The sequence below is a fragment of the Beutenbergia cavernae DSM 12333 genome (assembly GCF_000023105.1).
Lineage (GTDB): Bacteria > Actinomycetota > Actinomycetes > Actinomycetales > Beutenbergiaceae > Beutenbergia > Beutenbergia cavernae.
The window spans coordinates 4,169,586-4,181,423 of sequence record NC_012669.1 but is presented as its reverse complement, the minus strand read 5'-3'; the positions used below and the strand labels follow the sequence as shown (position 1 = coordinate 4,181,423).

Sequence of the window (11,838 nt, the reverse complement as noted above, 5' to 3'; positions counted from 1 at the left end):
TCGGGACCATGGCCGAGTCGGTGCGCGTGGACGCGTGGCTGTGGGCCGTGCGCATCCTCAAGAGTCGCTCGGCGGCGTCGACGGCGTGCCGCGCCGGACACGTCCAGATCAACGGGGAGCGGGCGAAGCCGGCCAGCCCGGTGCGCGTCGGCGACTCGGTGCGGGTGCGCGGCGGCCACGCCGAGCGCGTGCTCGAGGTGCGCCGGCTCATCGTCAAGCGGGTCGGCGCACCGGTGGCGGTCGAGTGCTACGTCGACCACAGCCCACCGCCCCCGCCGCGGGAGATCCGCATCCAGGTGGCGATCCGTGACCCCGGGACGGGCAGGCCGACCAAGCGGGAGCGTCGTCAGCTCGACCGGCTCCGCGGGCACCCCTGAGGTTCGCGCACCTGCTAGGCGCTCTTCTTCGCCACCTCCGGGCGCTCCGCCCGGTGCGCGTCGCACCACCGGCAGGTGACCTCGTCACCGAAGCGCAGCGGGTCACCGCAGTCGACGCAGCGCTCGTCGGGCCAGACGTTCTCGTCGGCTCGCATCCTCGCTCCTCCTCTCCTCCTGCGCGGCCACGCAGTCAGGACGGGTCGCGGCCGTGGGCCCCTGCGCCGATCGTGGCACCGGACCCCGACATCGGCCCGGAACGGCCCCGGCGCGTACGACATCGGGCGCTGCGCGCCCGGCGGCGCCGTCGTACGCTGGTCGAGCAGGCACGGTTCGGCGACCGACGGCGACGACGCGACCGGTCGGCACGTGTCACGCCATGGGAGGAGTGACGATGAAGGCAGTCCTCGGTGACAAGGTGCGGATCGCGACGGCCCACCTGGACCAGACCGAGCGGGACGGGACAGTCGTGGAGGTCCACGGCGAGGACGGTCCGTACGTGGTCCGCTGGGACGACGACGGGCACACCTCGACCATCGTCCCCGGCCCGGACTGCCGCGTGGTCCCGCAGAGCGGCGATCACGCGACCTCGGCCTGACGCCGCCTCGCGCTCGCTGTCGATCCAGCGCACTCTCGTGCGTCAAGGGGACAGAGCACCGCAAAGGTGCTCCGGTCGCTCGACCGAGGGAACCAGCGAGGAGAGCCATGACCACCACGACACCGGCCACCACCTACGTCGTCCTGATCTACGGGGACGAGTCCGGCTGGACGAGCGCCACGCCGGAGCAGCGGGCGAAGGAGTACGGCCGCCACGAGGAGTTCGCCCGGCGAGCGGGCGAGGAGGGCCACGAGCTCACGAGCGGCGCCGAGCTGCGCGAGATCGCGACGGCGACGTTCGTCCGAGGCGGCACGGTCGGCGTGACGGCCGGGCCGTACGCCGAGCTGGCCGAGCAGCTCGGCGGCCTGTACGTCGTGCGCACGGCGGACGCCGACGGTCTCGCCAGGCTCGTGGCCGACTGCTTCCGCGAGGACCGCGGGCTGTTCGAGATCCGCCCGACGACGCCGAGCGAGGAGCAGGACCCCACGTCGTGACGCTCACGGTCCCCGTCGTGTCCGACGCGGGGACCGTGTCACCCCCGTGCGGCATGCTGCGTGCCGTGGACATCGGCGACGGCGCAGCACCCGACGCGACGGAGGCCGCGCTCGCGACGGCGATGCGCGAGGACTGGGCACGGCTGCTCGCGCTTCTGGTCGGTCAGTTCCGGCGGTTCGACGTCGCCGAGGACGCGCTCGCCGAGGCGTTCGTGGCGGCGGCGCGCACGTGGCCGCGCGACGGCGTTCCGGCGTCCCCGGCGGCCTGGTTGCGGACGGCGGCCCGCCGCCGGGCGCTCGACCAGCTCCGCGGGGAGGCGCTGGCGCGGCGCAAAGAGCCGCTCGTCGTCGTCGACGCGGAGCTGCGCGAACGCGCCGCGCGTGAGACGGACCCGGGCGGCCACATCCCCGACGAGCGCCTGCGCCTGGTGTTCTCCTGCGCCCACCCCGCGCTCCCACCGGAGGGCCGGGTCGCGCTGACGCTGCGGTTCGTGGCCGGACTCCCGGTCGACGAGATCGCTCGGCTCTTCCTGGTCCAGACGACGACGATGGCCGCCCGCATCACGCGCGCGAAGAAGAAGGTGGCGGCGGCGGGCATCCCGTTCGAGGTGCCGCCGCCCGAGCGCCTCGCGGAGCGGCTCGACGTCGTCGCGGCGGTGCTGTACCTCGCGTTCACCGCCGGGTACTCGCCCGGCACCGGCCCGCAGCTCGTCCGCTCGGACGTCGCGGGCGAGGCGATCCGCCTCGTGCGGATGCTCGACGAGCTGCTACCCGGCCGGCCCGTGATCCGCGCCCTGCTCGCGCTCATGCTCCTGCAGCACTCCCGCCGGGACGCCCGCGTCGGTCCGGACGGTGAGCTCGTGCTGCTGGACGACCAGGACCGGTCCCGCTGGCACCACGACGAGATCGACGAGGGGCTCGAGCTAGCGGCGTCGCTCCCGCCACAGAACGGGCAGGCGGAGGAGTACCGGCTGCAGGCGCTGGTCGCCGCCGAGCACGCCCGCGCTCACGCCGCAGAGGCGACCGACTGGAGCGCGATCCACGGCCACTATGCGCGGCTCGAGGCGCTGACCGGCTCACCCGTGGTGCGGCTGGCCCGCGCCGTCGCGCTCGCCGAGGCCGACGGCCCGGAGGCCGGGCTGGTGCTGCTGGACGGGCTCGACGCCGACCTGCCGCACCATCACCGGCTCGCCGCCACGCGAGCGGAGCTCCTCGCGCGCGCCGGCCGCCCCACCGAGGCGCTCGCCCAGTACGACGTGGCGATCGCGCAGTGCGGGAACGACGCCGAGCGCGCCCACCTGGAGGCGCGACGTGCCGAGGCGGCCGGCCGCGCGCGTTGAGGACGGCGCGGGTCCACCAGGAGACCCGTGCCGGAGGCGGACTGGGGTCGATCCGGGAGCCCCGCGCTCCCGGATCGACCCCACTCTGCGGGCCGGCGCTCGAGGGGAGTCAGCTCGTGCGGCCGATGACGACGTGCAGCACGGCCTCGCCGGGCTCGCTCGAGACGACGCCGTACCCGGCAGGCAGCGGGCCGTCGAAGATCCGCTCTCCGGCGCCGAGCAGGACGGGGGCGATCGCGACGTTGAGCTCGTCGAGCAGACGGGCGTCGAGGAACTGGCGGATCGTCGACGCTCCTCCGCCGAGTGCGACGTCGGCCCCGCCCGCGGCGTCGAACGCGAGCTCGAGCGCCGCCGCCGGACCGTCGGTGACGAAGTAGAACGTGGTGCCGCCGTCCATCTCGACCGGTTCGTGCGGGTGGTGCGTGAGCACGAAAGTCGGGTGGTGGTACGGCGGGTCCTCGCCCCACCAGCCGCGCCACATCTCCTCGCCCCACTCGCCGCGCACGGGCCCGTACATGTTGCGACCCATGATCGTGGCGCCGACGCCCTGGGTGCGCTGCGCCAGGTAGCGCGAGTCGACGGGGCCCGGTGAGTCGAAGACCCACTCGTGCAGGCTCTCCCCGTCGGCGCCGAGCGGATCCTCCTGCGTCTGGCCGGGTCCGGCCATGAACCCGTCCACGGACATGCTGATGTTGAACGCCTTCAGCTGCGGCATGTGCGCTCCCTCGTGTCGACGAACGTCGCCCCAGGGGTGACCACGGGGTGGTCCCGTAGGGGCGGTCGGTCTCGGCAGGGTACCTGCGGGGTACGACGGCGCCTGTTGCGTTCGCCCAGGGGTGACACGGGGATGGGTCCAGCGGGGTACGCGACCACCGCCTGGGGCGCAGCCGAGTACGACAGGAGGGGACGGCGTCGTCCGCCGACTCACGCCACAGAGGTAGCGCAACTGTCATCGCCGGCCGGACGCGCCGGCAGGGGCCTGGCGAGAACTCTGGGTGGCACGCCGATCCGCTCCGGATCGCCTGATCAAGGAGTTCTCAGATGGCTACTCAGCTGCAGTCCCCGCGTCCGGTTCCGGGGCACGTGTCCACGCCCGTGCGGCGCGCGATCGACTCGCTCACGCAGGTTCTGGCGCGGTACAGCGTGGATGCGCTCCGCGTGAGCCTCGGACTGGTGTTCCTCGCGTTCGGTGTCCTCAAGTTCTTCCCGGGCGCGAGCCCGGCCGAGGAGCTGGCGGTCGCCACGATCGACCGGCTCACGCTCGGCATCGTCAGCGGCGAGGCCGCTCTGCTGCTGACGGCGGTGACCGAGGTGGTCATCGGGGTCACGCTCGTCACGGGCAAGTTCCTCAAGGTCGGGCTCGTGGTGCTGGCGGGCGCGCTCGTGGGGATCATGTCGCCGCTGGTCCTGTTCACGGCCGAGCTGTTCCCGGGCGGGCTGCCGACTCTCGAGGCGCAGTACGTGTTCAAGGACATCGTGCTCGCGGCCGCGGGTCTCGTGGTCGCCGCGAAGGTCCTGGGCGCGCGCTTCGTGGCGCCGTCGGTCAGCGGTGCCCCGGCGTCGGGTCCTCGCTGAACGTCCACGTGATCATCAGCGCCGGCGGGTCCTCCACGGACCCGCCGGCGCCGACGTACGTGCGCTGCGCGGCGTCGTTGTCGGTGTCCGTGAGCACCCACATGCCGACGCACCCCTCGCGTCGGGCGACGTCGGCGAGCCGCTCCACGAGGGCGTGCCCGATGCCCTGGCGACGGGCACGCTCGGCGACGCCCAGCTCGTAGAGGAACATCTCCGTCCCCTTGTCGGGATGCGTCATGGTGACGCCGGAGACGAAGCCCACCGGTGCGCCGTCGTCGCCCGTCGCGAGCACGAGATGGTGGCCGGGGCTCGTGAGGAACCGCCGGCTCCACTCCGGTGTGGGGTCGGCGTCGAAGACGTCGGCGCCGGCGCAGGCGAGGAGCAGATGCTCGTCGTCCGGCCCCAGCTCCCGCAGGCGGAAGTCCATCCGGCATGGTCCCATCACGTGGCGGCGAGAGCCACAGCGCCTGCCGGGGACCGACGGCGTAGCCTCCCGGCTATGAGGTCCGTGGCCAACGGGGTGTTCTACGCGATGATCCCGGTGAACGTCCTGATGATCGCGTGGGTGTGGATCGGCCGGATGCTGTTCGGGTCCGGCGGCTGGTTCCTCCTGATCCTGCTCGTGTCGGTGGTCCCGATCTTGGCGGCGGTGCTGGCCGCGACGACCGTGCTCGCGTTCACGCAGCGCCGCGACGCCGTCGTCGGTCGGATCACCGGGCAGCAGACGCTCGCCCAGCTGCTGACCTGGGTCGGCCTGCTCGGCTTCGGCTTCTTCCTCGTCGACTTCGGCGACACGACGGACAGCGAGTCCTCGGCGTTCACCCAGCTGGTCGGACGCCAGTTCATCGACCTGTCCTGGACGCTCACGATCGTGACGGGCGCGCTCGCTGCGGCGGCCTGGATCTGGCTGCTGATCGTGCTGATCCTGGGGAACGTCACGGCCGCAGGGGAGCGCCGAGCCGCGGCGGCGACGGCGTACGGCGCGGCCTCGTGGCCGGGTCACGGCGCGACGGCGCCCGGCTACGGTGGCGCGACGGCGCCCGGCTACGGCGGGCCGGCGACGTCCGGCTACGGCGTCCCGCCGGTCGGCGCCGACGCCGGGCCGCCCGTGTCCGGGTACGGCCTCCCGCAGGCGCCGCCACCACCGTCGGCCCGACCCGATGCGCCGAGCGCGCCTCCGGGGAGTCCGCCGCAGCGGTGAGTCACGATGGGGGCATGAGCCGTGCCGCCCGGACCATCCGCGTCGCGGCGGGACTCGTCCGGGACGCGCGGGGCGCCGTCCTCCTCGTGCGCAAGGCGGGCACGACGGCGTTCATGCAGCCGGGCGGGAAGATCGAGCCGGGGGAGGCGCCGGCCGAGGCGCTCGCCCGCGAGATCGCGGAGGAGCTCGGGGTCGACGTCGTCGTGCGCCGGCACCTCGGCACGTTCCGGGCGCCGGCGGCGAACGAGCCGGACCACGTCGTCGACGCCGAGGTCTTCGACGTCCCGCTCGACGACGACGACGCCGCTCGCGTCGCACCCGCGCGGGAGATCGCGGAGACCGCATGGGTGCGGCCCGACGACGGCGACCACCTCCGGCGCCTGACGCTCGCGCCGCTCACGGAGCATCACGTCCTCCCGCTGGTCGGCCTCCGACCCCCGGTCGACCGTGCGGTCGTTCCTCCCGAGGTTGGTGGATGAGGGAGTAACCGCACGGCCGTGCCGAGGGCCGGGGGCCGGGTCCGGCATCGGGCACGGGTCGGGGCCGAGGTCCGGGCCCTAGTCCGAGGTCCGCGAGCCGGCGCGCCGCGGTTGCCCTCCGGCTATGCACGCGTATAGCATGCTGGTCGTGCGTACAGTCGCCTCGGCGTCAGGCTCGTCGCAGGTCCGCCCCGAGGACCTGACGGCCAGGGCACGCATCCGCGATGCGGCGATCGAGTGCTTCGCGCGCGATGGGTTCGACGCCTCCGTGCGCACGCTCGCCGATCGCGCCGGCGTCTCGGCCGGGCTCATCACGCACCACTTCGGGTCGAAGGCGAAGCTCCGGGCGGAGTGCGACACGGAGGTCCTGCGGAGGTACCGGCTCGTCAAGCAGGACGCCGTCGAGCGTCCCACCCCGCACCTGCTCGAGGCGCTCGCCGACCCGGGCCCGGACGCCGCCCTGCTCGTGTACATCCTGCGGGCCGTGCACGCGGGCGGCCCGGCTGCGCGAGCGTTCCTCACGCACCTCATGGACGACGCCCGCGACGCGATGGCCGACGGCGTGGCGCGTGGTCTGGTGCGTCCGTCGCGTGACGAGGAGGCGCGCCTGCGCTACCTGACGTACCAGACGGTGGGCGCGATGCTCGTGGACTTCATGCTCGACGGCGGCAGCGATCCGGGCGTGTTCGTCGCCCGGATGCGCCAACGGTCGAGCGACCTCCTGCTCCCGATGCTCGAGGTCGGCACCGAGGGCTACCTGGCCAGTCGCGAGTACCTCGACAGCTACCTGGAGAACGTCTGGGAAGGCCGGCACGGGACGGACGGTGGAGCGCGCACGCACGCTCCGCCGTCGTCCGCCGATCCCGAACCCACCAGCGCCTGACGAGCGCCACCACTCGCCGCGGCGCCCCTCACCACGCTCCAAGGGAGACAAGCATGTCCACGCGCGAGACGGCCATCGAGATCACCGGACTCACGAAGAGCTTTGGGCACGTGCGTGCCCTCCAGGGCCTCGACCTGCAGGTACCGGCAGGTCAGGTCACGGGCTTCCTCGGCCCGAACGGCGCCGGGAAGTCCACCACCATCAGGATCCTCCTCGGGATGCTGCGCGCCGACGCCGGCCGCGTGACGGTGCTCGGGAAGGATGCGTGGGCCGACGCGGTCGAGCTCCACCGACGCGTCGCGTACGTGCCGGGCGACGTCAACCTCTGGCCGAACCTGACCGGCGGTCAGGCCATCGACATCCTGCGGCGGCTCAGCGGGCCGCTCGACCCCCGCCGCAAGGCCGAGATGCTCGCCCGCTTCGAGCTCGACCCGACCAAGAAGGCGCGCACGTACTCGAAGGGGAACCGGCAGAAGGTCGCGCTGGTCGCGGCGCTCGCGTCCGACGCCGAGCTCCTCGTCCTCGACGAGCCCACGTCGGGCCTCGACCCCCTCATGGAGGCGGCCTTCACGGCGTCGATCCAGGAGGTCAAGGCCGCCGGGCGGTCGGTGCTGCTCTCGAGCCACATCTTCGCCGAGGTGGAGAAGCTCGCCGACCGCGTGACGATCATCCGGAACGGCGTCGCCGTCGAGTCCGGCACGCTCGCCGAGCTGCGCCACCTCACACGCTCGCAGGTCACGGTGGCGATCGATGACGGCGCCGAGCGGCTCGCCGCGCTCCCGGGCGTGCACGACCTGCGCTCGACGGACGGGCACGTGACGTTCGCCGTCGACGACGCCGAGCTGCCGGCCCTCCTCGCCGAGCTGGCGCGCCTGCGGCCGAGGTCGATCGTCGCGGCGCCGCCGTCTCTCGAGGAGCTGTTCCTGTCGCACTACGGCGACGAGCTCGCGGCCCTGAGCGGAGCCGCACGATGACCTCCGCGACGCTGACCCGGGGCGGTCTCCCGGTGCGGCGCGCGTTCCGCCCCGCCGCGCGCGGCGCTGCCGGCACCGGCGCGATGATCCGCCTCGTGCTCCGGCGCAACCGGGTCCGGCTCGCGGCCTGGTTCGTCGTGATCGTCGGGCTCGTGGCCTACGTCGGCAGCTACTACACGACCGTCTTCGACTCGCAGCAGGCGCTCGACGACTTCGCCGCACTGAGCGACACGCCGTCGATCCGGGCCCTGACCGGCCTCGCCGCGGCGGCTGCCACGCTCGGCGGCGCCGTCTGGACGAAGATCTGGATGACGTGCGCCGTCGCTCTCGCGCTGGGCGTCGCGTTCCTCGTGACGCGGAACGGGCGCGCCGAGGAGGAGCTCGGCCGCACCGAGCTGCTGCGCTCTCGAGCGCTCGGGATCCACGCGCAGTCGTTCGCCACGTACCTCGTGCTGGCCGTCGTGTGCCTGGCGAGCGGGGCGGGCGTCGCGCTCGTGTCGATGGCGAACGGGCTGGATCCGGACGGCGCGGGTGTCGTCGGGTCCGTGGTGTTCGGCGCCTCCGTGGCAGGTGTCGGGCTCGTGGCCATCGGGGTCGCGGCCGTCGCCGGCCAGCTCGCGTCGACCGCCCGCGGGGCGAACATGCTCGCCTCGGTCGTGATCGGCGGGTTCTACGTGCTGCGGATGATGGGTGACCTGGGCGACGGCACGCTGACGTGGCTCTCGCCGATCGGCTGGGGCGAGAAGATGGAGCCCTGGAGCGCCAACAGCTGGTGGCCGTTCGCGCTGCTGGTCGGCTTCGCCGCGGTGCTGCTCGCGGTCGCGACCCGCCTGGAGGCGCGCCGCGACCTCGCGAGCGGGCTGCTTCCCGACCGCCCCGGACCCTCAGACGCCGCGGCGCAGCTCGCGTCCCCGCTCGGCCTCGCGCTGCGCCTGCAGCGTGGCGCGATCCTCGCGTGGACGCTCACCGTCGTGCTCGCATCCCTGCTGTTCGGCTCCGTCGTCGAGGCGATGACGGATCTCGTGGACGACGCCGGCGGCGACGTCGACGTCCTCATCGGCGGTTCCGGGGTCGAGGCCCTCGTCTCGCTGCTCGTCATGCTGGTGGCCCTCATCGTGGCCGTGTTCGCGCTGCAGTCCACGATGACGCTGCGCGCCGACGAGGCGACAGGGATCCTCGAGCCGCAGCTCGCGGGCGCCCTCTCGCGGACGCGGTGGGCCCTGGAGCGGTTGCTGGTGCCCGCCGTCGGGAGCGCCGTTCTGCTGCTGCTGGGCGGCGCGGCGATGGGGGCCGGATACGGGTCGCTCGTCGGCGACAGCGGGCAGACCTGGGTCCTGGCGGGTGCGGCGCTCGCGTACTGGCCGGCCGTGATGCTGCTGGTGGGCATCGCCGTGGCGCTGTTCGGGTGGCTACCGCGCGTCGCGATCCCGGTGACGTGGTCGCTTCTGGGCCTCATGTGGCTGCTGGTCCTCGTCGGCGACGCGCTGAACCTGCCCGACTGGGTGCTCGACGGCATGCCGTTCTCCGCGACGCCGTACCAGCCGCTCGAGTCCATGGACGCCGCGCCGCTCGTGGTGCTGGCGGCGCTCGCCGCCGCCGGGGTTGCGCTCGGGCTCGCCCGCTTCGCGAGGCGCGACCTGCGGACGGGCTGAGCGAGCCCGAGCGCGCCGGAATCCCCTGGACTCGGGCGACGCGCGGGAGCGACCCTGAGCCGCATGACGACGTACGTATGGCGCGGAGCGGTCGACGACCGCGCGCTGGGCGAGCTGCACGCGGAGGCGTTCGAGCACGCCTACGTCGACATCGGATGGTCGGCGCAGCTCAAGGGCCACAGCCTCGGCTGGGTGACGGCGCACGACGACGGTCACGACGACCCGGTCGGGTTCGTCAACGTGGCCTGGGACGGCGGCGTGCACGCGTTCGTGCTCGACACGATGGTCGCTCGGGCGGTTCGGGGCCGGGGGATCGGGCGAGGGCTGGTGGCGCGGGCGGCGTCGGGAGCCCGGCACGCGCACTGCGAGTGGCTGCACGTCGACTACGAACCGGAGCTCGAGCCCTTCTACGCGGCGTGCGGCTTCGAGCCCACGCCCGCCGGGCTCGTCCGGTTGCGCTGAGCCGGTCCGCTCAGCGCGTGCCGACCCGCTGCGCGTACGTGCGCAGCGCCCGCAGGAAGTCCAGGCGGCGGAACCCGGGCCAGTACACGTCGCAGAACACGAGCTCCGCGCCCGCGCTGCGCCACGGGAAGAAACCGGAGAGCCGCCGCTCGCCGCTCGTGCGGATGACCAGGTCGATGTCGGAGCCGCCCGGGATCCGCGCGTCGAGGTCGTCGGCGTCGAACGCGCGCGCGAGGTCGGTCAGCGTCGCGCCGGGCCGTCCGGCGTCGTCGGCAGCATCCGCGAGATGGGCCCGGACGGCGGCGGCGATCTCCTCGTGCGGGTCGTACCCGATCGCGAGCGTGAGGGAGCGGGGCCGCCCCGCCGTCGCGTCGATCGCCTCCTTGAGCGCGTGAGCGGTGCGGTCGGGAAGGAGATCGAGCGAGCCGGCGACGGCGAGCGACCACTCGGCGTCGTCCCGGCGCTGCCGGGCGATCGTGGTCTCGAGCAGCGTCATGAGGTGCGCGACCTCGTCCGGGCCGCGCTTGGCGATGTTCGCCGCCGACAGCACGTAGACGCTCGCGCGGTCGATGCCCGCTCGGGCGCACCAGCCGAGGACGACGCTCAGGTGCTCAGCGCCGGCCCGGTGGCCGACGCGCGGGTCGAGCGAGCCGGCGAGGCGCGCCCACCGTCGGTTGCCGTCCATGACCAGCCCGACGTGCCGCGGGACCGGCGCCCCGGCGAGGGCACGCTCGAGCCGGCGCTCGGCGAGGCCCTCGGCAGCGCGCCGCGCGAACGCGGCACCAGGCAGCGCAGGTCCGTTCACCGGCCCATCGTCGCACCCGGCGTTCGCAGGCTGCCTGGCTCGTGCCGAGCTCGTACGCCGGCGGCGAGATCGAGCTCCCGGAGGTGCGAGCTCGCCGCCCAGGTACGAGCTCGCGGCCTCACGTGCGGGGAAGGAGCACGCGCCCGCGATGCGCGGCGACCTGAAAGCGGTGGACCGTCGTGCGGACGGCGCCTTACGGTCGCCGTCGTGAACACGGACCGTGAGGCGGACGACGAGGCGTTCCTGGGGGGAGTCGCGGACCGACTGGCCGCGCTGCCCGGCGTCCGCGCCGTCACGCTCGGCGGGTCACGTGCGGAGGGTACGCACGCTCCCGAGAGCGACTGGGACCTCGCCGTCCACTACCGCGGGTCGTTCGACCCGCAGGACCTCCGCGACGTCGGCTGGCGCGGCGAGGTGTCCGAGCTCGGCGGCTGGGGCGGCGGGATCTTCAACGGCGGGGCGTGGCTCGAGATCGACGACCGCCGGGTCGACGTCCACTACCGCGACCTCGCCGTCACCGAGCGGGTGCTCGCCGACGCGCGCGACGGACGCTTCGCCGTCGAGCCCTTGATGTTCCACCTCGCCGGCATCCCCACGTACCTCCTGCTCGCGGAGCTGGCGCAGGCTCAGGTGCTGCGCGAGCGCGAACCGCTCCCGCGGCCCGAGTACCCGGAGGCGCTGCGCCGGGAGGCGCCGCGAGAGTGGTGGGGACGCGCGGAGGTGACATTCGGCTATGCGCTCGACGGGCACGCGCGGCGCGGCAGGGTGACCCAGGCGGTGGGCCTCGCTGCGGTGGCGACGGCGCAGGCCGCGCACGCCGTCGTCGCGGCGCGGGGCGTCTGGGTCACGAACGACAAGCAGCTGCTGGCGCGTGCCGGTCTCGAGGGCGTCGACGAGCTGCTCGGCGCACCGGGACGGACGCCCGAGGAGCTCGCGGCGACCGTTACCCGCTGCCGGGAGCTCTGCGGGGAGCGGGCCGCCGTCCGGTGACCTGACGGCGG

16 protein-coding genes are annotated in these 11,838 nt (G+C 73.9%); 12 read left to right on the top strand and 4 right to left on the bottom strand.

The window, feature by feature from the left end; genetic code table 11:
• Positions 1-8 precede the first annotated feature (8 nt).
• A complete protein-coding gene (locus tag BCAV_RS18970; RefSeq protein ID WP_015884245.1) occupies positions 9-377 on the top strand; it encodes an RNA-binding S4 domain-containing protein in 369 nt (122 codons plus the stop codon).
• A 14-nt stretch (positions 378-391) separates the two neighbouring features.
• Here the strand turns inward: BCAV_RS18970 and BCAV_RS23065 are convergent, their stop codons facing one another.
• Positions 392-532, bottom strand: coding sequence for a hypothetical protein (locus BCAV_RS23065; protein ID WP_015884244.1), 141 nt, complete (start codon positions 530-532; stop codon positions 392-394).
• Positions 533-768: 236 nt separating this feature from the next.
• On the opposite strand from BCAV_RS23065, the gene BCAV_RS18965 reads away from it, so the two are divergent.
• The 3 genes from BCAV_RS18965 to BCAV_RS18955 all read left to right on the top strand — a co-directional run bounded on the left by BCAV_RS18965 (position 769) and on the right by BCAV_RS18955 (position 2,806).
• Complete coding sequence (locus BCAV_RS18965) at positions 769-972, top strand: DUF1918 domain-containing protein (RefSeq protein WP_015884243.1); 204 nt, start codon at positions 769-771, stop codon at positions 970-972.
• A 107-nt stretch (positions 973-1,079) separates the two neighbouring features.
• Positions 1,080-1,466: a YciI family protein gene (locus BCAV_RS18960; protein WP_015884242.1), complete on the top strand. Its 387-nt coding sequence runs from the start codon at positions 1,080-1,082 to the stop codon at positions 1,464-1,466.
• The gene (locus BCAV_RS18955; RefSeq protein ID WP_015884241.1) at positions 1,463-2,806 is read left to right on the top strand and encodes an RNA polymerase sigma factor; all 1,344 of its coding nucleotides are present in this window, start codon (positions 1,463-1,465) and stop codon (positions 2,804-2,806) included. The genes BCAV_RS18960 and BCAV_RS18955 overlap by 4 nt, the downstream gene beginning before the upstream one ends.
• Before the next feature lie 109 nt (positions 2,807-2,915).
• On the opposite strand, the gene BCAV_RS18950 is transcribed toward BCAV_RS18955, so the two are convergent.
• Positions 2,916-3,521: a dihydrofolate reductase family protein gene (locus BCAV_RS18950; protein WP_015884240.1), complete on the bottom strand. Its 606-nt coding sequence runs from the start codon at positions 3,519-3,521 to the stop codon at positions 2,916-2,918.
• Positions 3,522-3,847: 326 nt separating this feature from the next.
• Here BCAV_RS18950 and BCAV_RS18945 point away from each other — a divergent pair, with 326 nt between their 5' ends.
• Positions 3,848-4,381, top strand: coding sequence for a DoxX family membrane protein (locus BCAV_RS18945; RefSeq protein ID WP_015884239.1), 534 nt, complete (start codon positions 3,848-3,850; stop codon positions 4,379-4,381).
• On the opposite strand, the gene BCAV_RS18940 is transcribed toward BCAV_RS18945, so the two are convergent.
• Complete coding sequence (locus tag BCAV_RS18940; protein ID WP_015884238.1) at positions 4,350-4,808, bottom strand: GNAT family N-acetyltransferase; 459 nt, start codon at positions 4,806-4,808, stop codon at positions 4,350-4,352. The genes BCAV_RS18945 and BCAV_RS18940 overlap by 32 nt on opposite strands.
• Before the next feature lie 72 nt (positions 4,809-4,880).
• On the opposite strand from BCAV_RS18940, the gene BCAV_RS23060 reads away from it, so the two are divergent.
• The 6 genes from BCAV_RS23060 to BCAV_RS18910 all read left to right on the top strand — a co-directional run bounded on the left by BCAV_RS23060 (position 4,881) and on the right by BCAV_RS18910 (position 10,032).
• Positions 4,881-5,582, top strand: coding sequence for a hypothetical protein (locus BCAV_RS23060; protein WP_015884237.1), 702 nt, complete (start codon positions 4,881-4,883; stop codon positions 5,580-5,582).
• A 14-nt stretch (positions 5,583-5,596) separates the two neighbouring features.
• Positions 5,597-6,061 carry an NUDIX hydrolase gene (locus tag BCAV_RS18930; RefSeq protein ID WP_015884236.1) on the top strand — a complete coding sequence of 155 codons (465 nt, stop codon included), beginning with the start codon at positions 5,597-5,599 and terminating at the stop codon, positions 6,059-6,061.
• A 139-nt stretch (positions 6,062-6,200) separates the two neighbouring features.
• The gene (locus BCAV_RS18925; protein WP_144017001.1) at positions 6,201-6,944 is read left to right on the top strand and encodes a TetR/AcrR family transcriptional regulator; all 744 of its coding nucleotides are present in this window, start codon (positions 6,201-6,203) and stop codon (positions 6,942-6,944) included.
• 53 nt (positions 6,945-6,997) lie between these two features.
• A complete protein-coding gene (locus BCAV_RS18920) occupies positions 6,998-7,918 on the top strand; it encodes an ABC transporter ATP-binding protein (RefSeq protein ID WP_015884234.1) in 921 nt (306 codons plus the stop codon).
• Entirely contained in the window at positions 7,915-9,570 is a 1,656-nt protein-coding gene (locus BCAV_RS18915; RefSeq protein ID WP_015884233.1) for an ABC transporter permease, read from the top strand. The genes BCAV_RS18920 and BCAV_RS18915 overlap by 4 nt, the downstream gene beginning before the upstream one ends.
• Before the next feature lie 63 nt (positions 9,571-9,633).
• A complete protein-coding gene (locus tag BCAV_RS18910; RefSeq protein WP_015884232.1) occupies positions 9,634-10,032 on the top strand; it encodes a GNAT family N-acetyltransferase in 399 nt (132 codons plus the stop codon).
• A gap of 10 nt (positions 10,033-10,042) precedes the next feature.
• Here BCAV_RS18910 and uppS read toward each other — a convergent pair whose 3' ends face one another.
• The gene (gene uppS, locus BCAV_RS18905; RefSeq protein ID WP_015884231.1) at positions 10,043-10,837 is read right to left on the bottom strand and encodes a polyprenyl diphosphate synthase; all 795 of its coding nucleotides are present in this window, start codon (positions 10,835-10,837) and stop codon (positions 10,043-10,045) included.
• 207 nt (positions 10,838-11,044) lie between these two features.
• On the opposite strand from uppS, the gene BCAV_RS18900 reads away from it, so the two are divergent.
• Positions 11,045-11,827, top strand: a complete 783-nt coding sequence (locus BCAV_RS18900; protein WP_015884230.1) for a nucleotidyltransferase domain-containing protein — start codon at positions 11,045-11,047, stop codon at positions 11,825-11,827.
• Positions 11,828-11,838 lie beyond the last annotated feature (11 nt).